This window comes from Microbispora cellulosiformans, assembly GCF_008728085.1.
GTDB lineage: Bacteria > Actinomycetota > Actinomycetes > Streptosporangiales > Streptosporangiaceae > Microbispora > Microbispora amethystogenes.
The window spans coordinates 221,724-242,374 of the sequence record NZ_VYTZ01000007.1 but is presented as its reverse complement, the minus strand read 5'-3'; the positions used below and the strand labels follow the sequence as shown (position 1 = coordinate 242,374).

19 protein-coding genes and 1 pseudogene are annotated in these 20,651 nt (G+C 72.8%); 9 read left to right on the top strand and 11 right to left on the bottom strand.

Features of this window, described 5'->3' with window-relative positions; translation table 11 throughout:
* The first annotated feature begins 254 nt into the window (after nucleotides 1-254).
* On the top strand, nucleotides 255-2,126 hold the full coding sequence (locus F5972_RS20885; RefSeq protein WP_150935270.1) for a glycoside hydrolase family 6 protein: 1,872 nt from the start codon (nucleotides 255-257) through the stop codon (nucleotides 2,124-2,126).
* 111 nt (nucleotides 2,127-2,237) lie between these two features.
* On the opposite strand, the gene F5972_RS37390 is transcribed toward F5972_RS20885, so the two are convergent.
* Together F5972_RS37390 and dapD are read right to left on the bottom strand one after the other, a co-directional pair.
* On the bottom strand, nucleotides 2,238-2,414 hold the full coding sequence (locus tag F5972_RS37390) for a hypothetical protein (RefSeq protein ID WP_191910244.1): 177 nt from the start codon (nucleotides 2,412-2,414) through the stop codon (nucleotides 2,238-2,240).
* Between the two features lie 113 nt (nucleotides 2,415-2,527).
* The gene (gene dapD / locus F5972_RS20880) at nucleotides 2,528-3,493 is read right to left on the bottom strand and encodes a 2,3,4,5-tetrahydropyridine-2,6-dicarboxylate N-succinyltransferase (protein ID WP_150935269.1); all 966 of its coding nucleotides are present in this window, start codon (nucleotides 3,491-3,493) and stop codon (nucleotides 2,528-2,530) included.
* Nucleotides 3,494-3,707: 214 nt separating this feature from the next.
* Between dapD and F5972_RS20875 the strand changes: the two are divergent.
* Nucleotides 3,708-4,675: pseudogene (locus tag F5972_RS20875) on the top strand (RNA-guided endonuclease InsQ/TnpB family protein).
* 98 nt (nucleotides 4,676-4,773) lie between these two features.
* Here F5972_RS20875 and F5972_RS20870 read toward each other — a convergent pair.
* The gene (locus F5972_RS20870; protein ID WP_225311693.1) at nucleotides 4,774-5,442 is read right to left on the bottom strand and encodes a response regulator; all 669 of its coding nucleotides are present in this window, start codon (nucleotides 5,440-5,442) and stop codon (nucleotides 4,774-4,776) included.
* On the bottom strand, nucleotides 5,439-6,572 hold the full coding sequence (locus tag F5972_RS20865) for a sensor histidine kinase (protein ID WP_150935268.1): 1,134 nt from the start codon (nucleotides 6,570-6,572) through the stop codon (nucleotides 5,439-5,441). The genes F5972_RS20870 and F5972_RS20865 overlap by 4 nt, the downstream gene beginning before the upstream one ends.
* Nucleotides 6,573-6,704: 132 nt before the next feature.
* On the opposite strand from F5972_RS20865, the gene F5972_RS20860 reads away from it, so the two are divergent.
* From F5972_RS20860 to egtD, 5 genes are all read left to right on the top strand, one after another.
* Nucleotides 6,705-7,361 (top strand): hypothetical protein, encoded by a 657-nt coding sequence (locus tag F5972_RS20860; protein WP_150935267.1) that lies wholly within the window; start codon nucleotides 6,705-6,707, stop codon nucleotides 7,359-7,361.
* Nucleotides 7,362-7,475: 114 nt separating this feature from the next.
* Nucleotides 7,476-8,612, top strand: a complete 1,137-nt coding sequence (egtA, locus tag F5972_RS20855; RefSeq protein WP_150935266.1) for an ergothioneine biosynthesis glutamate--cysteine ligase EgtA — start codon at nucleotides 7,476-7,478, stop codon at nucleotides 8,610-8,612.
* A gap of 17 nt (nucleotides 8,613-8,629) precedes the next feature.
* Nucleotides 8,630-9,907: an ergothioneine biosynthesis protein EgtB gene (gene egtB, locus F5972_RS20850; RefSeq protein WP_150935554.1), complete on the top strand. Its 1,278-nt coding sequence runs from the start codon at nucleotides 8,630-8,632 to the stop codon at nucleotides 9,905-9,907.
* 3 nt (nucleotides 9,908-9,910) lie between these two features.
* Nucleotides 9,911-10,627 (top strand): ergothioneine biosynthesis protein EgtC, encoded by a 717-nt coding sequence (gene egtC, locus F5972_RS20845; protein WP_150935265.1) that lies wholly within the window; start codon nucleotides 9,911-9,913, stop codon nucleotides 10,625-10,627.
* A 46-nt stretch (nucleotides 10,628-10,673) separates the two neighbouring features.
* Entirely contained in the window at nucleotides 10,674-11,642 is a 969-nt protein-coding gene (egtD, locus tag F5972_RS20840) for an L-histidine N(alpha)-methyltransferase (protein WP_150935553.1), read from the top strand.
* Here egtD and F5972_RS20835 read toward each other — a convergent pair.
* The 3 genes from F5972_RS20835 to F5972_RS20825 all read right to left on the bottom strand — a co-directional run bounded on the left by F5972_RS20835 (nucleotide 11,632) and on the right by F5972_RS20825 (nucleotide 15,694).
* Nucleotides 11,632-12,975 (bottom strand): sensor histidine kinase, encoded by a 1,344-nt coding sequence (locus F5972_RS20835; RefSeq protein WP_191910243.1) that lies wholly within the window; start codon nucleotides 12,973-12,975, stop codon nucleotides 11,632-11,634. The genes egtD and F5972_RS20835 overlap by 11 nt on opposite strands.
* 167 nt (nucleotides 12,976-13,142) lie before the next feature.
* Nucleotides 13,143-14,927: an ABC transporter permease gene (locus tag F5972_RS20830; RefSeq protein ID WP_225311691.1), complete on the bottom strand. Its 1,785-nt coding sequence runs from the start codon at nucleotides 14,925-14,927 to the stop codon at nucleotides 13,143-13,145.
* Nucleotides 14,921-15,694: an ABC transporter ATP-binding protein gene (locus F5972_RS20825; RefSeq protein WP_150935263.1), complete on the bottom strand. Its 774-nt coding sequence runs from the start codon at nucleotides 15,692-15,694 to the stop codon at nucleotides 14,921-14,923. Before F5972_RS20825 ends, F5972_RS20830 begins: the two co-directional genes overlap by 7 nt.
* Before the next feature lie 110 nt (nucleotides 15,695-15,804).
* Between F5972_RS20825 and F5972_RS20820 the strand changes: the two genes are divergently transcribed.
* Nucleotides 15,805-17,019: a sensor histidine kinase gene (locus F5972_RS20820; protein ID WP_225311690.1), complete on the top strand. Its 1,215-nt coding sequence runs from the start codon at nucleotides 15,805-15,807 to the stop codon at nucleotides 17,017-17,019.
* Between the two features lie 4 nt (nucleotides 17,020-17,023).
* Complete coding sequence (locus tag F5972_RS20815; protein WP_191910242.1) at nucleotides 17,024-17,680, top strand: response regulator; 657 nt, start codon at nucleotides 17,024-17,026, stop codon at nucleotides 17,678-17,680.
* Nucleotides 17,681-17,687: 7 nt separating this feature from the next.
* Here F5972_RS20815 and F5972_RS20810 read toward each other — a convergent pair whose 3' ends face one another.
* The 4 genes from F5972_RS20810 to F5972_RS20795 all read right to left on the bottom strand — a co-directional run bounded on the left by F5972_RS20810 (nucleotide 17,688) and on the right by F5972_RS20795 (nucleotide 20,382).
* Complete coding sequence (locus tag F5972_RS20810; protein WP_150935262.1) at nucleotides 17,688-18,086, bottom strand: PPOX class F420-dependent oxidoreductase; 399 nt, start codon at nucleotides 18,084-18,086, stop codon at nucleotides 17,688-17,690.
* A 104-nt stretch (nucleotides 18,087-18,190) separates the two neighbouring features.
* On the bottom strand, nucleotides 18,191-18,721 hold the full coding sequence (locus tag F5972_RS20805; protein ID WP_150935261.1) for a DUF1440 domain-containing protein: 531 nt from the start codon (nucleotides 18,719-18,721) through the stop codon (nucleotides 18,191-18,193).
* An 84-nt stretch (nucleotides 18,722-18,805) separates the two neighbouring features.
* Nucleotides 18,806-19,759: a glycosyltransferase gene (locus F5972_RS20800; RefSeq protein ID WP_150935260.1), complete on the bottom strand. Its 954-nt coding sequence runs from the start codon at nucleotides 19,757-19,759 to the stop codon at nucleotides 18,806-18,808.
* 101 nt (nucleotides 19,760-19,860) lie between these two features.
* On the bottom strand, nucleotides 19,861-20,382 hold the full coding sequence (locus F5972_RS20795; protein ID WP_150935259.1) for a D-glycero-alpha-D-manno-heptose-1,7-bisphosphate 7-phosphatase: 522 nt from the start codon (nucleotides 20,380-20,382) through the stop codon (nucleotides 19,861-19,863).
* Between the last annotated feature and the right edge of the window lie 269 nt (nucleotides 20,383-20,651).

Sequence of the window (20,651 nt, the reverse complement as noted above, 5' to 3'; positions counted from 1 at the left end):
GGGGTCCCGGTTGACGCGCCGCAGGGCCCTGGCCACGTGTTTCGCGGATGAATGGGTGAAACTTTCACGTAACACGCAGGCGTCTTCGGGCGTAACGTCACCATGGATGCCCTGTTCGGGCGGCCGGTACACGCCGGGTGGCCTATTCGTGGCGGTGTGGGTCTTGACGGGTCTCTGTACGCCGCCGGGGGTGGTGCCTATGGTTCGTGGGAGCGCTCCCAAGCGCAGCAACCACCGCCAGGAGGACCTTCCCAATGAGATCCACCCCCCGACCGGGAGCCGTGAGCTCCACGGTGCGCCGCGGCCTGGTCGCGGCGGCCGTGCTCGCGATCGGCTCCACGGCGGCCGTGGCCACCGCCACTTCGGCGAGTGCCGCGGTCTCCTGCAAAGTCACCTACTCCGCCAGTCAGTGGCAGGGCGGCATGTCCGCCAACCTGACCGTCCAGAACCTGGGCGACGCGCTCAGCAACTGGACGCTCACGTTCACCTTCCCGAACAGCGGCCAGAAGGTCGCCCAGGGCTGGTCGGCCAACTGGAGCCAGTCGGGCAGCAACGTGACGGCGACCGCGCTCGACTGGAACAAGTCGCTCGCGACCGGCGCCTCCACGAGCCTCGGCTTCAACGGCACCTGGACCAGCAGCAACCCGTCGCCGACCGACTTCAAGATCAACGGCGTGAGCTGCAACGGCACCCCGCAGTCGCCGTCTCAGTCCCCGTCTCAGTCGCCGTCGCGGTCGCCTTCGCAGTCGCCCTCCCAGTCGCCTTCGCAGTCGCCGTCTCAGTCCCCGTCTCAGTCGCCCTCCCAGTCGCCTTCGCAGTCCCCGTCCCAGTCGCCGTCGTACTCGCCGCCGCCGCCCGGGACCCACGTGGACAACCCGTACGCCGGCGCCACGGGTTACGTGAACCCGGACTGGTCGGCCAGCGCGAAGTCCGAGCCGGGCGGCTCGCGGGTGGCCAACCTCTCCACGGCGGTCTGGCTTGACCGTATCGCCGCGATCAGCTCCGGCTCGGCCGGCAACAACAGCATGGGCCTGCGTGACCACCTCGACGAGGCGGTCAAGCAGGACGCGGCCAACGGCAGCGCGCCTCTCACGATCCAGGTCGTCATCTACGACCTGCCGAACCGTGACTGCTCGGCGCTCTCCTCCAACGGTGAGCTGAAGATCGCGAACAACGGTCTCGCGCGGTACAAGACCGAGTACATCGACGTGATCGCCGGGATCATGGCGGACTCGAAGTACTCCAACCTCCGCATCGTGACGGTCGTCGAGCCCGACTCGCTGCCGAACCTGATCACCAACGTCAGCAACTTCCAGGCGTGCCAGGAGGCCCAGTCCTCCGGCGCCTACGTCCAGGGTGTGCAGTACGCGCTGAACAAGCTGCACGCGATCCGGAACGTCTACACCTACGTCGACGCGGCGCACCACGCCTGGCTCGGATGGGACACCAACTTCGGCCCGGTGGTGAACCTCTTCCACCAGGTCGCGTCCGGGACCACCGCGGGCGTGAACAGCGTCGACGGCTTCATCGTGAACACCGCCAACTTCGGCGCGACGGTCGAGCCGTACTTCACCATCAACACCTCGGTGAACGGCCAGTCGGTGCGTCAGTCCAAGTGGGTCGACTGGAACTACTACGTGGACGAGCAGTCCTTCGCGGTCGGTCTCCGCAACGCCCTGGTGGCGAAGGGCTTCCCGAACACGCTGGGCATGCTGATCGACACCTCCCGCAACGGCTGGGGCGGCTCGGCCCGTCCGACGGGCCCGAGCACGTCCACCAACGTGGACACCTTCGTCAACGAGTCCCGCGTCGACCGCCGGATCCACGCCGGCAACTGGTGCAACCAGTCCGGCGCCGGCATGGGTGAGCGGCCGAGGGCGAACCCCGTCGCCGGTCTCGACGCCTACGTCTGGATCAAGCCCCCGGGTGAGTCCGACGGCTCCAGCTCCGCCATCGACAACAACGAGGGCAAGGGCTTCGACCGGATGTGTGACCCGACCTACACGGGTAACTCGCTGAACGGCAACAACATGTCCGGTGCCCTCGGCGGCGCCCCGGTCTCGGGCCACTGGTTCTCCGCCCAGTTCCAGCAGCTCATGCAGAACGCCTACCCGCCGCTCTCGTAACCCGAGGAACCGCGTAGGCGCACAAGAAGGCGGGCCCCGTCGCGATCGCGACGGGGCCCGCCCCTTTTGCTTGTCCTGCTTGTGTGTCCTGCTTGTGCGTACCGGGCTCGGTCAGGTGTAGTGGCTCGACCCGCTGCTCCGGGTGAGCTTGAACACGACCGACACGATCAGGGCGATCGCGCCGATGATCAGGACCCACTTCAGCGCGCCGAAGATGAGCCCGATCACGGAGCCGAGAAGGAAGAACCCGACGACGACGGCTGCTGCGATGAGGAGAATGCGTCCCATGCCTTCACGGTACGGGCCGCACTCCCCCCGCTCACAGGGCCGAAGGCCAAGTTCAGGGCCAACTCAGGGTCATCTCAGGGTGCGGCTCAGTAGGGCGGGCTCGGCAGGAGAGATCAGTCGTTGGCGTGCAGCGCGGCGTTGAGCTCGATGCCCCTGCTGTCCCTGGCCACCGCCTCGACGGCCCCGGTCGTCGAGTTGCGGCGCAGCAGCAGGCCCGACTTGCCCGACAGCTCCCTGGCCTTCACGACCTGCCCGTCCGGGAGGGCGACCTTGGTGCCCGCCGTGACGTACAGCCCGGCCTCCACCACGCAGTCGTCGCCCAGCGAGATGCCGACGCCGGAGTTGGCCCCGAGCAGGCACCGCTCGCCGATCGAGATGACCTCCTTGCCGCCGCCGGACAGCGTCCCCATGATCGAGGCGCCGCCGCCCACGTCGGAGCCGTCGCCCACGACGACCCCGGCGGAGATCCGGCCCTCCACCATCGAGGCGCCGAGCGTGCCCGCGTTGTAGTTGACGAAGCCCTCGTGCATGACGGTGGTGCCGCTCGCCAGGTGCGCGCCGAGCCGTACGCGGTCGGCGTCGGCGATGCGCACTCCCGCGGGCAGCACGTAGTCGACCATCCGGGGGAACTTGTCCACGCCGTACACCGTCACCGGGCCGCGGGCCCGCAGGCGCAGCCGCACCTCCTCGAAGCCCTCAACCCGGCACGGGCCGTGGTTGGTCCACACGACGTTGGCCAGCAGCCCGAAGATCCCGTCGAGGTTGAGCGCGCGCGGCCGGACCAGGCGGTGGGACAGCAGGTGCAGGCGCAGGTACGCGTCGTGCGCGTCGGACGGCGGGGCCGACAGGTCGGCGATGCCGGTGCGCACGGCCTCGACCTCGACGCCGCGGGCGGGGTCGGGGCCGACGAGCTCCGCCATGCCCTCGCCCAGGTCCTCGTGGGAGATCGGCTCGGTGCCCACGGCCGGGGGCTCGCCCAGCGCCGGGAAGGGGAACCAGGTGTCGAGCACGGTGCCGTCCGCGGCGATCGTGGCCAGGCCGATGCCGTACGCACCAGAGGTGGAGTCGATAGCTGTCATGGGCACCTACGCTACCCAATTCGTCCGCGGTGCCCGGCCCTCACTTCTGGCCGGGGGTGAAGCGGACTCTCCCGCGTAGCGGGGTAGGGATAGCTGATTCGCCGTCAAGGTGGATCGGTGTCCAGATCCACGTGAGATGCAGGACGACAACATAGCGCCCACTGGTTCTGACGCCTCACTGTGATCGATCACTCACTCAATGTAAGATCATGGGGTGCAGCTCAGGTACAACTTCCGCCTCTACCCGACGCCTGGTCAACGTGCCGCGCTGGCACGGGCGTTCGGGTGCGCGCGGGTGGTGTTCAACGACGGGCTGCACGCACGGCAGGAAGCCAGGGAACAAGGCGTGCCGTACATCTCCGACGGGGAGTTGTCCAAGCGGGTCATCACGCAGGCTAAGAAGACCCCCGATCGCGCCTGGTTGGGTGAGGTGTCCGCCGTGGTCTTACAGCAGGCGCTGGCGGACCTCAACACCGCCTACCGGAACTTCTTCGCCTCGGTCACCGGTGAGCGGAAGGGACCCAAAGTCGCTCCGCCCCGCTTCCGATCCCGCAAAGACAACCGGCAGGCGATCCGCTTCACTCGCAACGCCCGCTTCTCCATCACTCCCTGAGGGAAGCTGCGCCTGCCGAAGATCCGGTCCGCTGGTCACGGGGCCTGCCCGCTGAACCGTCCAGTGTGACGGTGGTCAAGGACGCAGCCGGTAGGTACTTCGCCTCGTTCGTCGTCGCCACCAGCGATGTCCCGCTCCCGGAGTCGGCCGCCGACGTGGGGATCGATCTGGGCCTGTCCCACTTCGCAGTCACCTCCGACGGCCGCAAGGTGGACAATCCGCGTTTCCTGCGCAGAGCCGAGCGACGTCTGCGTAAGGCACAGCAGGATCTCAACCGGAAGGCCAAGGGATCGAACAACCGCAAGAAAGCCGTCGTGAAGGTTGCCAAGGCGCATGCTCGTGTGGCCGACACGCGCCACTTCGCCAAGATCGACCGGTGGTTCCCCAGTTCGAAGTTGTGCTCGGAGTGTGGGGCACTGACCGAGTCGATGCCGTTGAACGTCCGCTCGTGGGAGTGCCCATGCGGGGCGATCAACGACCGGGACGTCAACGCGGCCCGCAACATCCTGGCCGCCGGACGGGCGGACAGGCTAAACGCCTGCGGAGGGACCGTAAGACCAGCCGCTTAGCGGAGGGCAGGACCTGATGAAACAGGAAGCCACAGAGGTGCCGCACGCGCGGCACGGGTTGAATCCCCGGCCTTCAGGCTGGGGAGCGCGTCAACGGCTCAGGCACCGGTGTCCCCTGGGCGGACCAGACCCGACTCGTAGGCGTGCCGTACGGCCTGGGCGCGGTCGCGCAGGCCCAGCTTGGCGAGCAGCCGGTTGATGTGCGTGCTCACCGTGGCCTCGGCGATCGACAGCGTGGCCGCGATCTCGCCGTTCGACAGCCCCCGCGCGACCAGGCGCAGCACCTGCTCCTCCCGGGCCGTCAGCCCCGAGTCGCCGGGCGCCGGGGCGGGCCCCGCGCGCCGGTAGGCGTCGACGACCCGCTCGGTCACGGCGGGGTCGAGCAGGACCTCTCCGCGCGCCGCGCTGCGGATCGCGGCGAACAGGTGCTCGGGCGGCGAGACCTTGAGCAGGAAGCCGCTCACCCCCGAGCGCAGGGCGTGGTCGAGGTTCTCGTCGGTGTCGTACGTCGTCAGCATGATCACCCGTGGCGGCTCCGGGAAGGCGAGGATCCGCCGGGCCGCCTCCAGGCCGTCAAGGCGCGGCATGGCGATGTCGAGCAGCACCACGTCGGGCCGCAGGCTCCGGGCCAGCTCGACGGCGCGCTCGCCGTCGGACGCCTCGTCCAGCACGGCGAGGTCCGGCTGTGTTCCGATGACCAGGCGCAGCCCGGCCCGGACCATCGCCTGGTCGTCGGCGATCAGGATCCCGACCAAACCCCCGCTCACAGCGGCAGCACCGCCCGGACGCCGAAGCCGCCCGAGGGGAGCGGCGCCGCGGTGAGTGTGCCGCGGAACAGCGCGGCCCGCTCCCGCATGCCGATGAGCCCGTGCCCGCTCCCGCGCGTGGCAGGCCGGGCACGCCCCTCGCGGGGGCCGTGGTCCACGACGTCGAGGCGCAGCTCCCGCGGGGTGTAGGCGACGGTCACCTCCGCCCGGGTCGCGCCGGCGTGCTTGAGCGTGTTGGTCAGCGCCTCCTGCACGATGCGGTAGGCCGACAGGTCGAGACCCGCGGGCAGCGGCACCGGATCGCCCCGCACCTCCAGGGTCACGTCGAGCCCGGCGGCCCGGACCTGGTCCAGCAGGTCCCGCAGCCCGTCGAGGCCGGCCCGCGGCCCCGGGACCTCGGCCGGCGATCCGCGCAGCAGGCCGAGCATCCGGCGCAGCTCGTCCACGGCGCCCCGGCCGGTCTCCTCGACGGAGGTGAGCACCTGCCGCTCGCGTTCCTGGTCCTCGCGCAGCATGAGCCGTACGCCACCGGTCTGCATGGTCATCACGCTGACGCTGTGGGCGACGATGTCGTGCAGCTCGCGCGCTATGCGGGCGCGCTCCTCCGCCACCGCCTCACGGGCCAGCAGTTCGCCGCGCTCGGCGGCCTGCTCGGCGAGCGCGCGGTGCCGGCGTACGGCGAGGCCCGCGCCGGCCGCGATCGCGCACATGACCAGCGCGACGGCGACGTCGCCCGGGCCGGACGGCGGGGACGAGGCGGCCAGCATGGCGGCCACGAACGCAGCGGTCGCGCCGAGGCCGCACACGGCCTTGACGCCGCGCGGCCGGACCTCCGACAGGAGCGTGAACAACAGCACGAGCTGGGTGTAGAACTGCCAGGCCGCCGCCATCTGGGGGGTCAGGACGAGCAGCGCGACGTTGGCGGCGGAGTAGACGGCGAGGATCGCGAAGGGGGCGTGACGCCGGAACAGCACGCCTGCGGCGGCGATGAGCCCGGCGGCGATCCAGAGGGACAGATGGCCGCGCGAGGGGGCTGCCGTGCGCCCGCTGACCTCCTCGGCGACCGCGAACAGGCCCACGACCACCGCGACGAGCCAGTCGACGGTTGTGGGGGGACGGCGGTGGAGCATGAGCAGAGGGTAACCCCGCCGTGTACCGTTCCACGTCCGCCTGAAGCTCGCCGAAAATCCCCCTATAGGGGGACAGAGGGTCAAAGAGTGCTTTGACGACGGGTCCCGGGTGCGCTCCGTACGGTCCTCCGCATGCTTACCAACGCGAACTCCTTCCGCCGCGTCGCGGCGGGCGCCAGCCTCGTCCTCGCGCCGCTCTGCCTGCTCCTCGGCATGGCCGCCGACCCGTCCGAGCCGGGGGTCGAGGACCCCCTGGTGTACGCGCACAACCCGGGCGCCGTGGGCGTCAGCGCGACCCTCCTGCACTACGCGTGGATCCTGTGGGTCCCCGGTGTGATCGGCCTCGTCCACCTCGTCCGCCGGAAGGGCGTGGTGCTCGCCCACATCGCCGGGGTGATCGCGGTCCTCGGCCTGATCAACTTCTCGGCGCTCATGATCTCCGACTTCTTCGACATCGTGGCGTACCAGATGCTGCCGCCGGCGCAGGCGGAGAAGCTCATGCAGGACGCGGCGCAGCCCGCGATGATCGCCGCCTGGCAGATGCCCGGCCTGATCGGAAGCTTCCTCGGGCTCGTCCTCGTCGCCGTCGCGTACGCCCGGGCGGGCCGGGCGGGATGGTGGTTCCCCGCCGGAGTGCTGGCCGGGATCGTCGTCTGGCTGTTCGGCGCGAGCGCCTGGAACCTCGTCCTGGGGCTCGGCGGCCCGGTCATCCTGCTCGTGGTCTTCGGCGTCGTGGGCGTCTCGATGATCCGGATGCGGGACGAGGAGTGGGCCACGACCTCCGCGTGACCCCGGTCGACTCCCTGTTTGGCCGGTTCTCAGGTTGAAAGAGGCATTTACGGGGAAAGTTGACTCGGCACCACCGAGTCGTGTGAGGCGGGTCGTGTGAGGCGAGGGGGGCGGATGACCGACGTGCAGGGGTACGCTCGGGACTGCTTCCGCGGAGCCACGTCGAGCCGGTTGGGCGTCGAGCTGGAGTTCCTGGTGTTCGACGCGATGGACCGGGCGAGGCCGGTCCCCGTCGCCAGGATCGAGGACGCGCTCCCGCCGCTCCCGGGCGGCAGCAAGGTGACCTTCGAGCCGGGCGGTCAGCTCGAACTGTCCGCCCCGCCGGACGTCCTGCCCGCCGCGATCACCCAGCTCACCGCCGACGTCGAGGCCGTACGGCTCGCGCTCGCCCGGGCCGGGCTGCGGCTGGGCAACCGCGGCCTCGACGTGCTCCGCCCGCCCGTCCGGCAGCTGACCGAGCCGAGGTACGAGGCGATGGACGCCTTCCTGGGCCGCCCGCACGGACCGGCGATGATGTGCTCGACGGCCTCGATCCAGGTCAACCTCGACTTCGGCGACGATCCGCGGGCTCGCTGGGAACGCGCCCACGTGCTCGGCCCGGTGCTCGTGGCCGCCTTCGCCAACTCGCCCGCCGGTGGGTGGGCCTCCGGGCGCCAGGCGGTGTGGAGCCGTCTCGATCCGACCAGGACCGCCCCGGTCGCACAACGCCTGGACGGCGGCGGCGACCCGGCGGACGACTGGGCGCGCTACCTCCTCGACGCGCGTCTCATGATGGTCCGGGAGGGCGACGCCTGCCGGCCCGTCCTTGACGGCTCGCCGTTCCGCGACTTCGCCCGGGTGGCCGGGCGGCCCGCGGGTGAGGCCGACATCGCCTATCACGCCACCACGCTCTTCCCGCCGGTGCGTCCCCGCGGCTGGCTGGAGGTGCGCTACCTCGACGCGCAGGGGCCCGCCGGATGGCCCGTGTGCGTGGCCGTCGTCCACGCGCTCGTGACCGACGACCAGGCCGCGGCGACCGCCCTGGAGGCCGCCCGGCCGCTCGCCGGCCGCTGGACGGACGCCGCTCGCCTGGGGCTCACCGACTCCGCCCTGCGCCGCTGCGCCTCCGTCTGCTTCCGCGCCGCCGCCGAGGCCCTGCCCCGGCTCGGGGCCGGGCCCCGGCTGGTCGCCCGGGTCCGCGCGTTCGCCTCCCGGCACATCGAATCCGGCCGCCCGCCGGCCGCCGACCGGATGGAGGAGATGTTCGCGTGACCGAACTCGACATCGGCATGACCGGTCTGAAGGACAGGATCGCGGCCGAGCTCGCCGCCGTGCGGGAGCGGTCCCTCGCCTGCACCGACGCCGACGACGACGTGCTGACGCGTCAGCACTCGTCGCTCATGTCGCCGCTGGTCTGGGACCTCGCCCACGTCGGCAACTACGAGGAGCTGTGGGTGCTCCGGGAGGTCGGCGGCATCGAGCCGCTGCGCCCGGAGATCGACCACCTCTACGACGCGTTCAAATATCCGCGCGCGGACCGGCCCTCGCTGCCGCTGCTCACCCCCGCCGAGGCCAGGAAGTACATCTCGGGCGTACGCGGCCGGGTGCTCGACGTCCTCGACCGGCTGGACCCGGCCGACCCCGACCCGCTGCGGGCCGGCGGCTTCGTCTTCGGGCTGGTCCTGCAGCACGAGCACCAGCACGACGAGACGATGCTGGCCACGCTGCAGCTGTCCCGGCGGCCGGGGCTGGTGCGCGACGGCGAGCTGCCGCCCGGCGGCGCTCCGGCCGCCGATCCCGAGGTCCACATCCCCGCCGGGATCTTCAGCATGGGCACGGACACGGTGGCCTGGGCGTACGACAACGAACGCCCGGCGCACCGGCGGCACCTGCCGGGCTTCTGGATCGACCGTCACCCCGTCACCTGCGGGGCGTACCTGCGGTTCGTCGAGGACGGCGGCTACCGCGACCCGCGCTGGTGGCTGCCGCAGGGCTGGGAGTGGGTCGAGCGGACCGGCGTGGACGCCCCGCTGTTCTGGACGAGGGACGGCGACACCTGGTGGCGTCTCCGCTTCGGCCGGGAGGAGCCGGTGCCGCCGGACGAGCCGGTCCAGCACGTCTCGTGGTACGAGGCCGACGCGTACGCCCGGTGGGCGGGCAGGCGGCTGCCGACCGAGGCCGAGTGGGAGAAGGCGTGCGGGGGCCGCGAGTATCCCTGGGGCGACGCCGGGCCCGCCGACCTCGCTTACCGGGCGAACCTGGGACACCGGGCCGCGCGGCCCGCGCCGGTCGGGGCGTACCCCAAGGGAGCGAGCCCGTACGGCGTCGAACAGCTCGTCGGCGACGTCTGGGAGTGGACGGACTCCTGGTTCCAGCCCTACCCGGGCTTCCGGAGCTTCCCATACAAGGAGTACAGCGAGGTCTTCTTCGGGGAGACCTACCGGGTGCTGCGCGGCGGCTCGTGGGCGACCCATCCCTCGGCGGTGCGGACGACCTTCCGCAACTGGGACCTCCCGATCCGCAGGCAGATCTTCGCCGGGTTCCGCTGCGCGCGATCCGAGGACTAGCCGGTGTGCCGCCACGCGGCGTGGCTGGGGCCGCCGCGGTCCCTGGCCTCGCTCGTCAGCGACCCCGAGCACGGCCTGCTGCGCCAGTCGTACGCGCCGCGCCTGCAGAGGTACGGCACCGTGAACGCCGACGGGTTCGGGTTCGGGTGGTACGACGCGGCTCTGCCGGGGCCGGTCCGCTACCGCCGGGCGGTGCCGATCTGGGCGGACGCCAACATGCCCGGTCTCGCCGCGGCGGCGCGCTCGTCGTGCCTGCTCGCGGCGGTCCGGTCGGCCACGACCGGCATGCCGGTCGAGGAGACGGCGACCGCGCCGTTCGCCGACGGGCGCTGGCTGCTCAGCCACAACGGCAGGGTCCGGCGGGAGGCCGTCCGGCCCCTCGTGACCGGCCTGGACGCCGACCCGGAGAGCGCGTGCGACTCGGCGTGGCTCGCCTCGGCGGTGTTCGCCCGCCTCCGCGACGGCGTGCCGCTCGCCGACGCGCTGTCCCTCGTCGTGCGCGAGGCAGCGGAGGGGGACCGGCACGCGCGGCTCAACCTGCTCGTCACCGGCGGCGCGGAGGTGGCGGCCGTCACCTGGGGCGACACCCTGTTCACCCATCTGGAGGAGGGAGTGCTCGTGTCCAGCGAGCCGCTGGACGACCGGCCCGGATGGCGGGCCGTGCCCGACCGCAGCCTGCTGCTCGCCTCCCCCGACGGCGTGGCGGTGACACCCATCTGACACCCATCCGACGGCCACTGACTGAGAGGCGGCCCATGTCATGAGCATGATCGATCACCTCGGCGGCGACTACCTGCGCCAGGCTCTGGAGAGCGACGTGCGCGCCGGGTTCACCTCCACACCCAAGTGGCTGCCGCCCAAGTGGTTCTACGACGCGGCCGGAAGCGAGCTGTTCGCCCGGATCACCCGGCTGGCCGAGTACTATCCCACCCGGTGCGAGCTGGAGATCCTGCGCCGCCGGGCCGTCGACGTCGCGGCGCTCAGCCGCGCCGACACACTCGTCGAACTGGGCTCGGGCACCAGCGAGAAGACCGTGCTCCTGCTCGACGCGCTGGCCGCCGCTGGGACGCTCCGGGCCTACGTCCCGGTCGACGTGGACGCCGTCACGCTGGAGGCCGCGGCGGAGCGGCTCGCCGTACGCTATCGCGGCCTGGACGTGCGGCCGGTGCGCGCCGACTTCGAGCGGCACCTCGCCCTGCTGCCGAGGACGGGCAGGCGGCTGGTCGCGTTCCTCGGCGGCACGATCGGCAACCTCACGCCCGTCGCCCGGGAGGTGTTCCTCAAGGAGCTGCGCGCCACGATGCGGCCGGGGGACACCCTGCTCCTCGGCGCCGACCTGGTGAAGGACCCCGCCCGGCTGGTCGCGGCGTACGACGACCCGCGGGGCGTCACGGCCGCGTTCAACCGCAACGTGCTCCGCGTGATCAACCGGGAGCTGGACGCCGCCTTCGAGCCGGAGGCGTTCGAGCACGTCGCGCTCTACGACGAGGACGACGAGTGGATCGAGATGCGGCTGCGGGCGGCCCGGCCGATGGAGGTCCCGATCAGGGCGCTCGGCCTGACCGCCGCCTTCGGCGCGGGGGAGGAGCTGCGTACGGAGATCAGCGCCAAGTTCCGCAGGGAGGGCCTGCTCGGCGAGCTGTCCCGGGCCGGGTTCGCGGTCGCCCGCTGGTACACCGACAGCGGAGGCGACTTCGCGCTGACCCTCGCCGCCGTGCCGATCGTCAACAGTTGAGCCGGCGACCCGCGGCGGCCGGGACTGCCGCGGACAGCGGCAGGCGCAGGACGAAGCGGGCGCCGCGCGGGGAGTCCTCGACGCGGAGCGTGCCGTGGTGTGCGTCCGCCGTGACGCGGCAGAGGGCGAGGCCCAGCCCGGTGCCCTTGGGGTCGCGGCGGCGCCCGTCCTTCAGCCGGACGAACGGCTCGAAGACCCGCTCGCGGTCCTCCGGCGCGATGCCGTCGCCGTCGTCGAGCACGGTCACGACCGCCTCGTCCCCGGCCCGCTCGACGCTGACCTCCACCTCGCTGTGCGCGTGCCGCTGGGCGTTGACCAGCAGGTTGGTCAGCACGCCGCACAGCTGGACCCGGTTGCCGAGGACGGTCACGTCGTCCCTGATCTCGGCGCGCACGGGCACCCCGTCCGTACGGGCGGCGGCCTCCTCCCGCGCGAGCGTCCCGAGGTCGACCGGCTCGGGCTCGGCCGCCGCGGCCGTGCGGACGCGGGCCACCGCGAGCATCTCGTTGATGATCGCCTGGCAGCGCTCCGTGGTGCGCACCGCCGTGCGCAGGGTCTCGTACGGATCGGTGTCGTCGCGGTAGAGCAGGGCCTCCTCCAGCTGCGTCCGCAGCCCGGCCAGGGGGGTCCGCAGCTCGTGGGAGACCATCGAGGCGAAGTGCCGCTGCTGGCGCACCGAGGAGTCGAGGTGTTCGAGCAGGTTGTTGGAGGCCCGGGCCAGCTCGGCGATCTCGTCGCGGCCGCGCGGCTGCGGCACCCGCAGGCTGAGGTCGCACACGGTGATCTCTTCGACCTTCTCGCGGATCTCCCGGACGGGACGCAGTGTGCGCCCCGCCGCACGCCAGCTCGCCCACGTCCAGCCGGCCGTCATGAGCAACACCCCGATCGCGATGAACAGTTCCAGCCGCCGCGTCGCCAGGAGGGCCGGCTCGGCCTTCCCGGAGTAGACGGCGTGCGGCTCGCCGTTCCAGAAGAGCCGGGTCTGCACCGGCAGCACCCGTACGGCGGTGACCACGACGCACCGCTCCCCGTCCCGGCACTCGATCCGGTACTGCAGGCGGTCCTGGTCGCCGGGCATGTGAGAGGTCAGCGGCGGTCTGCCGGTCGCCCCCCGGCTGGCGGTGATCACCCGGTTCCGCGAGTCGACGAGCTGCACCAGGTTCTCGGGCGCGGCGGGCGGCTTCGGGATGCCGTCGGGGCCCATCGAGGCGATCCATTCGGTGGCCACCCGCTGGGTGTCGATGAACAGGTTCGAGTGGATCCGGTTCCGGACCGCGAGGTCCAGGCCCACCCCGATCACCGTGAGAACCGTGAGGGAGAGGACCGCGCTCATCAGGGCGATGCGCGCCTGGATCGAACGCGGGCGTAAAAGGAAAGGCATGCGCCTGCCAGCCATGACCCCTCCCCGATTCCCCGTAATGCAATGCCCGTACAAAAAGGGTATGGGGCATATCCGAGATCGGGAGCCTCAGGACAAAAAGGATCACAAGTCTTACCAGCTCAGGGCCGATGCTTGGCCATTCCTTTGCCCGCGCCCCGCGCCGCTTTTCCGGACCGTGGGAATCGGGGTCGCGGAGGGGAAATCGCGCCGTATGTGAAAAGGGTGGCGGCGCCGGCCGCGAGGACGAGACAGGCGATCACCACCCCTGCGACCGCCGGCCAGGGAATGACCAGGGGGACGGCCGCTCCGGCCTTCTGGGACAGCCCGGCGCGCATCCCGAGCAGCGCGGGCACGGCCACCGCGAACCCGAGCGTGGTGCCGATCCCGGTGACGAGCACCGCCTCGGCCGCGGTAGCCGCGATCACCTGCCGCCGCGTCGCTCCGGACAGGCGCAGGACGGCGAACTCGCGTACGCGTGCCGACGCCGCCATCACCTGCGTGTTGACGATCGCCAGGCCGGAGTAGCCGGCCGAGACCCCCACCAGCAGGAGCGTGAACAGCCAGACGAGCCGGTCCTCCTCCGCCTGGCCGGCGGCCGCGCTCCCCATGGCGTACGCCGCGGCGGTCGTGCGCACCATCCCGGTGACGAGCACGGTGAAGCCCACCGTCAGCAGCACCGGGGCCGCCGTGGCGGCGGTGCGCCGCACGGCCGCCAGCGCGTTCCGCCCGGCCAGCATGCCCACGGCCGATCGCGAGACCGGCCACGCGAAGGCGCGCACGAGCGGCGGGAGGGTGACCGGTGAGAGCAGGGTGAGCCCGATGATGAGCGCCATCGCGGCGACCAGGACGTCGTTCACCAGGGCGTCCTCCCGGGCGGAGGCGCTCGCCGCCGCCAGGGCCAGGCCGCCGGCGACCGACGCGACGCCGGTGATCCACCGCAGGCGCGTCATCGGCGTGCCGCCCGCCGTGTGGTCGCGCAGGGCCTCCAGCGGGCGGACCCGGGCGGCCCGGCCCGAGGCGGACCACGCGCCGAGCAGGCCCGCCGCGATCCCGGCCGCGACCGCGCCGGCCAGGGGCAGGGGGGTGATGCGCACGTCGAACGACGCGGGCTCGAAGCCCGCCGTGACGAGCACCCCGCCCACGGCCGGCGCGACGGCGGCGCCCAGCAGGGCCCCGGCCACCGCCGCGACGACGCCCACGGTGAGCGCCTCGCCGTACACGATCAGCCGCACCTGACGGGAGGTCGCGCCGGCCACCCGCAGCAGGCCGAACTCCCGGCGGCGCTGGACGACCCGGAACGCGAACGTGGAGGCGACCACGAACACCGACACGAAGCCGCCGAGCAGCGCCATCGCGGTCAGCACCTGCATGCCGATCCACCGGGTCCGCGCGTCGGCGGCCGGCTCGGCCTCCGCCCTGTCCTCCCCGGCGAGCACCCGCGCCGCGCCGGCCCCGGCGTCGCGCACCGCACGCCCGGCCGCCGCCCGTACGGCGGAAAGATCGGCTCCTGGTTCGGTGCGCAGCCCGATGACGCGGACCCCGTCCGCGCCGTACGGCCCGGGGGCGCTGCGGTAGGGGAGGACCGCCGCGACGCCGGGCACCGACGCCAGGGCGCGGACCAGCGCCTCCGTCGTTCCGGGAGACCAGGGCGGGTTCTCGGCGAAGCCGTTCTCCTCCCCGGGCACGCCGGGGCCGCGCACGAGAAGGGGCACTGCGGCGTACCGCGCGGGCACTCGCGGGCCCGCGGACGTCAGCAGCAGCGCGCTCGCGGTGAGGATCGCGGCGCCGAGGCAGAGCGCGGCGAACGTGCCCGCGAGGCCGGTCCACCGGCCGCGGAGCAGGGAGACACTCAACGGCCGGTTCAGGGGCCGGTTCAGGGGCCGGTTGAGGGGACGGTTCAGCACGTCTCCTCCAGCAGCGCCACACGGGCGGCGATCTCGGTGGCGCTCGACCGGTCCAGTTCCCCGGCGAGCCGCCCGTCGGCGAGCAGCACGACCCGGTCGCCGTACGCCGCCGCGGCGGGGTCGTGCGTGACCATGACGACGGTCTGCCCGTGGGCGTCCACGAGCGCGCGCAGGAGTTCCATGACCACGCGGGACGCGGCGCGGTCGAGCGCGCCCGTCGGTTCGTCGGCGAAGAGCACGGCGGGCCGGGTGATCAGCGTGCGGGCGATCGCCACCCGCTGCCGCTCGCCGCCGGAGAGCTCGGCGGGCCGGTGCCCGGCCCGCCGGTCCAGGCCGACCTCGGCGAGCGCCGCGCGCACCTCGTCCCGGCCGGGACGGCGCCCGGCCAGGCGGAGGGGGAGCGCCACGTTCTCCTCGGCGGTGAGCGCGTCGACGAGGTTGTGCTCCTGGAACACGAAGCCGACCCGTTCCCGGCGCAACAGGGTGAGCGCCTTCTCGCCGAGCGGGCCGAGGTCGACGCCGCCGATTAGGACGATGCCGTCCGTCGGCCGGTCGAGCCCGGCGGCGCAGTGCAGCAGCGTCGACTTGCCCGAGCCCGAGGGCCCCATCACGGCCGTGAAGGTCCCCTGGGCGAAGCCGAGGCTCACGCCGTCGAGAGCGGTCACCGCCCCCGGCCCGGTGCCGTGGACCATGCGGACCGAGTCGAGCAGGACCGCCTGCCCGGTCGTCTGTGTCGTTCCGGTTCGTGTCGTGCCGGTTCGTCTCATGGAGCCGAGCCAACCGGGGGCGAGCCCGCGAGGCACTGGCGCTGGGACGAGAACCGGAGGTATCCCCAGCACTACCGACATCGGCGGGCCCGGCGGCTAGCGTCGATGCCGTGACCGCCCCCTTCCCCGCCGTCGCCGCTCTCGCGCCCCAGACCGCGTTGGAGGCGCTCGCCGGGCCGCCCCAGCGGTTCCTCGCCTCGGCCTGGCCGTGGAGGTCCCTGGCGTACCTGCTGGCCGGGCTCGTCCCCGGCTCCGCCTTCGCCGCCGTCCTCACGCCCGTCCGGGTGATGGGTGGTCCGGCGGCCGTACCGGTGTCCCTCGCGGTGGCGGCCGTGCTGCTCACGCCGGTGGCCCGGTTCGAGCGGTGGCGGCTGAGGTACGCGGACCGGCAGCCCCTACGCGGGCTGCCGGGCGGGTGGTGGCCGGGATGGCGGGAGGCGGGGCACACCCTCGTGGGACTGTTCGCGCTCTGGTGGGTCGACCTGCTGGTGGCGGCGGCCGCGATCGGAGGGCCCGTGGTGCTGATCCTCTCTCCGGTCGTGCAGCCGACCGCTCCCGAGGGGGAGGCGACGCTGGCGGAGACCTTCGCCGGCTCGGCCGTCGGGCTGCTGCTGGTGCCGGTCGCGGCGTACACGGTCAGCGCGTGGGCGGGCGCGCGGGCCGCGATGGCGCGGGCGATGCTGCTGCCGCAGGAGGCCGAGACGCGGGAGATCGCGCGGTCCCGGGCGCGGCTGGTGGACGCCTTCGAGGCCGAGCGCCGCCGCATCGAGCGCGACCTGCACGACGGCGCGCAGCAACGGCTGGTCGCGCTGTCGATGAAGCTGGGCCTGGCGGGGCTCGACCTCCCGCCGGGCTCGCCCGCGGCCCTGCGGCTCGACGAGGCGCGCGAGCTGGCCGGGCAGGCGCTCGGGGAACTGCGCGAGCTGATCCGCGGAGTCCATCCGCAGGTGCTCGCCGATCGCGGCCTGCCCGCCGCCGTACGCGACGTCGCCGGGAGGTCGCCGGTGCCCGCGCGGGCGGACGTCGCGCTGGACCGGCGGCTGCCCGAGCGGGTGGAGGCGGCGGCCTACTACGTCGCCTGCGAGGCGCTGGCGAACGTGGCCAAGCACAGCGGGGCCGGCTCCTGCACGGTGCGCGGCCGGCTGCGCGGCGCGCGGCTCGTGCTGGAGGTCGCCGACGACGGGCACGGGGGAGCGGACCCGGCGCGCGGCACCGGCCTGACCGGGCTCGCCGACCGGGTGGCGGCCGTCGGGGGCACGCTCACCGTCGAGAGCCCGTACGGCGGCCCGACCACGGTGCGGGCCGAGATCCCGTGCGAGTGGTGATCCCATGCGCGTGGTGATCGCCGAAGACTCGGTGCTGCTCCGGGAGGGACTCGCGGGCCTGCTCGAACGGTTCGGGCACGACGTCGTCGCGGCCGTCGGCGACGGTCCCGCGCTGATCGCGGCGGTCGCCGAGCAGGACCCGGACGTCGTCGTCGCCGACGTGCGCATGCCGCCCGGCTTCAGCGACGAGGGACTGCGGGCGGTGCTGGAACTGCGGGCGGCGCGGCCGTCCCTCGCCGTGCTGGTGCTCAGCCAGTACGTCGAGCAGACCTACGCCGCCGAACTGCTCGACCAGACCCAGCGCCCGGGCGGGGGTGGCGTGGGCTACCTGCTGAAGGACCGCGTCGGCGACGTCACCCAGTTCGCCGGCGCGGTGGCGACGGTCGCGGGCGGCGGCACGGTCATCGACGCCGAGGTCGTCCGGCAGTTGCTGCGCGGGCGCCGTGACCCGGTGGCCCGGCTCTCCCCGCGCGAGCGCGAGGTGCTCGCGCTCGTCGCGGAGGGCCGGTCCAACGCCGCGATCGCCCGCGCGCTGTTCGTCTCCGAGGCGGCCGTCGCCAAGCACATCGCGAGCATCCTCGCCAAGCTCGACCTGCCTCCGGACGCGGACGACCACCGCCGGGTGCTCGCCGTGCTCGCCTACCTGCGCGCCGGCGGGTGACGCCCCGTCAGCGGCCCGCGCTGGAGATGACCTTCTCGGGAACGACGCGTACGGTGACGCGCTGCTCTCCCGGCTGGCGGTAGGGATAGGTGTCCACCCCGAGGTACTTCTTCGCCAGGCCGTCGATGACCGTGTCCGCGCCGTCGAGCTCCAGCGTGGCGGTGCCGGAGACGCTGAGGAAGCGGAAGGCGTCGTTGGGGTCGAGCACGCTGACCGACACCTGGGGGTTGCCGCGCAGGTGCCGCTCCTTCGCCCGGCCCACGGCGGTGTTGAAGACGACGTCGTCACCGTCGACGGTGACCCACACCACGGTGTTGTGCAGCGATCCGTCCGGCCTGACGGTCGTCACCCAGGCGTGGATCGGTTCCCGCAGTAACGCCACGGCGTTCTCGTCCAGCTTGCTCATCCGGTTTCTCCTCGGTTCGTCGGCGCTGATCCAGATCGACAAACATGACAGCGCACGACGACATTCTCTTCCCGAGGACGGGGGACGTGATCGCCGCCCCCGGATCAGCGTACGGAGACGGGCTCGGGGGCGGGGATGACGGGGCGCCGGACCTCCTCCCGCAGCCGGGGCGCGAGTTCGGTGGTCAGCTGCGCCCTCTCGGCCCGCAGCCGGTTGAGCGCGAGCACGAGCGCGGTGCCCCACAGCAGGTGTCCCGCCAGCAGCGTGGCCTGGCGTCCCGGGCGGTCCTTCGGCAGGGGCGGGTACGCGCCGATGGCCGGCGCGAGGCCCCGGCAGCCGAAGTGCCACACCAGCAGCCCGTACGCCGTGCCGATCGGGACGGGCACCCGCTGACCCGCCGACAGCAGGCCCAGCACGGTGCCGCAGCTCGACCCGAAGGCGTAGTGCGCGATGGTCGAGAGCACGCTCTCACCCGGTCGGGGACGGCTCCCACGGCCCGGCAGGGCAACCCGGGCGAACCGCCGGGGCGGCGGCTCCTCCAGCAGGCCGGCCCTGTCCGCCGCCATCAGCATCGCGCTGTACACCGCCGTCGCGAGCGCGCCGCCGACGGCGCCGTTCACCAGGTTGCGCATCATGAGGAGCCTTTTCCCACCCCGGCCGGATCACCCGCCCTCGCGGTGCCCCGTTCTCGGTAAACAATCAAGCCCACCCCGGCCGGATCAGCTCGGGGCGATGGAGCCGAGGAGGCGGTCCCAGTCGGCGTGGAAGCGGTCGAGGTTGTAGCGGGCGAGCGCGGCGGCGCGGGCGGCCTTGCCGGCCTGGGCGGCGAGCTCCGGTTCGTTGGCGAACCGGTCGAGGGCCCGCAGCAGTGAGGGGATCTTGGTCGAGACGACCCCCGCCTCCGGCGGCACGGCCTCCACGGCCTCGGTGGTGGCGAGGGCGACGACCGGCATGCCGATCATCATGGCCTCGATCAGCGACAGGCCGAGCGAGGTCCAGCGGTAGGGGTGCAGGTAGACCCGGCGCCTGGCCAGTTCGGCGTGCATGGCGCTCTGCGGCAGGTCCTCGAAGGCCTCCATCGCCCCGTCGAGGCCGAGTTTGGCGGGCAGGTTCGCGACCTGCATGCCGAACACGTCGATCGGGGCGCCCGTGGCGAAGGTGGGCAGCAGGTCGGTGCCCGCCACCCGCCAGCGCCTGATCGGCTCGTTGACGACGACCCCCGCGCGGGCCAGTTCACCGCTGTAGAGGTGGCCGGGGTCCACCACGCCGTGCTCGATGACGTGGGTGGGCGCGCGGCCGGAGTCCCAGAAGAGGTCGTTGAAGTGGGTGACGTGGACGAGGGGGATGTCGTTCCGGTCCGCCAGCGGGTGGCGGGTCTTCGGCACGTCCCCGGCGGGGGTGTTGTGCTCGACGTAGACGCCCGGCACGTCGCGGCCCAGCCATTCGCGGGCGAGTTCGATCTCGTGCGGGCGCTGGTAGACGACCAGGTCGACGTCCTCGGCGGCCAGCCGGTCGTGGGGCACCTCCCGCACGGTGTCCGGCCAGGGATAGGTCTCCGCCCGGCCCCGCCCGTCGGGGCCGCGGTGAGGCGTGAGCGGCACCAGGTATTCGTGCCCCCCGTGCACGAAGGAGGTGGTCCACGAACCGTGGACATGCCAGACCATGATCTTCATCGCGTCGCTCCCCGTCCGTCCTTCTGCAGACCCTGGAACACCGTGCCTCCTGTCGCGCCTCCCCCCTGGGCGCGCCACCCCCCTGCCCCGCCCGGCCCCGCTTAAGGCTCCGCTGTCAGCGGAATCCTCGGCAGCACCAGATCGACCGCCGCCGCGAGGTCGGGCACCACCTCGAGCGCCGCGGCCACCTCCTCCGGCAGCGTCACCGGGGTCGGCACGAGGACCCCCCGCGCGCCCGCCGCGCGGGCCGCCTCCACGTCCCGGCCGATGTCGCCGATCACCACGCAGTCGACGGGCGAGACGCCGAGCCGGCGGGCGGCGCTCAGCACGAGGCCGGGGGCGGGCTTGCGGCAGGCGCAGAGGTCGCCGTCGTCGTGCGGGCAGATCTCCCAGACGTCGAACGGGCCCAGCAGGGCCTCCACCCGGGCGTTCACGGCCCGCAGGGCCTCCGGCGCGATCAGCCCCTTCGCCACCCCCGACTGGTTGGTGACCACCCCGATCGGGACGCCGGCCGCGCGGAGCCGGTCCAGCGCCTCCCGCGCTCCGTCGACCGGCGCCACGCGATCGGGGTCGCTGTTGTACGGAACATCGTGGACGAGTGTTCCGTCACGGTCGAAGAGCACCGCGGCGGGCGAGCGGGCGGGCGGGCTGGCAGGGACACGAACGGGCCTCCTGAGCGGCCTCTTGAGCGGCCTTCTGCGGGAATCGCCCGCCGGGCTACCCGGAGGGCTCAGGGGCAAACGCGCTGTGACCGCGCCCTGACCACCTGCTGACCCCCTCCAGGCCAGGGCATGTGACTACGCAGAGTAGCGGTTATTGAGCACATCCCCCACTCACGTCGACTTCTCTACAAAGGAGTGTTTAGCGCCACTTCTCTCGGTAACCAGACCGG

Excerpts from the sequence above, each read along its gene's own strand:
- F5972_RS20885 (WP_150935270.1), top strand. The coding sequence starts at position 255 with ATGAGATCCACCCCCCGACCGGGAGCCGTGAGCTCCACGGTGCGCCGC.
- F5972_RS37390 (WP_191910244.1), bottom strand. The coding sequence starts at position 2,414 with ATGGGACGCATTCTCCTCATCGCAGCAGCCGTCGTCGTCGGGTTCTTC.
- dapD (WP_150935269.1), bottom strand. The coding sequence starts at position 3,493 with ATGACAGCTATCGACTCCACCTCTGGTGCGTACGGCATCGGCCTGGCC.
- F5972_RS20865 (WP_150935268.1), bottom strand. The coding sequence starts at position 6,572 with ATGCTCCACCGCCGTCCCCCCACAACCGTCGACTGGCTCGTCGCGGTG.
- F5972_RS20860 (WP_150935267.1), top strand. The coding sequence starts at position 6,705 with ATGCTTACCAACGCGAACTCCTTCCGCCGCGTCGCGGCGGGCGCCAGC.
- egtA (WP_150935266.1), top strand. The coding sequence starts at position 7,476 with ATGACCGACGTGCAGGGGTACGCTCGGGACTGCTTCCGCGGAGCCACG.
- egtB (WP_150935554.1), top strand. The coding sequence starts at position 8,630 with ATGACCGGTCTGAAGGACAGGATCGCGGCCGAGCTCGCCGCCGTGCGG.
- egtD (WP_150935553.1), top strand. The coding sequence starts at position 10,674 with ATGATCGATCACCTCGGCGGCGACTACCTGCGCCAGGCTCTGGAGAGC.
- F5972_RS20835 (WP_191910243.1), bottom strand. The coding sequence starts at position 12,975 with ATGAGCGCGGTCCTCTCCCTCACGGTTCTCACGGTGATCGGGGTGGGC.
- F5972_RS20825 (WP_150935263.1), bottom strand. The coding sequence starts at position 15,694 with ATGAGACGAACCGGCACGACACGAACCGGAACGACACAGACGACCGGG.
- F5972_RS20815 (WP_191910242.1), top strand. The coding sequence starts at position 17,024 with ATGCGCGTGGTGATCGCCGAAGACTCGGTGCTGCTCCGGGAGGGACTC.
- F5972_RS20810 (WP_150935262.1), bottom strand. The coding sequence starts at position 18,086 with ATGAGCAAGCTGGACGAGAACGCCGTGGCGTTACTGCGGGAACCGATC.
- F5972_RS20805 (WP_150935261.1), bottom strand. The coding sequence starts at position 18,721 with ATGATGCGCAACCTGGTGAACGGCGCCGTCGGCGGCGCGCTCGCGACG.
- F5972_RS20800 (WP_150935260.1), bottom strand. The coding sequence starts at position 19,759 with ATGAAGATCATGGTCTGGCATGTCCACGGTTCGTGGACCACCTCCTTC.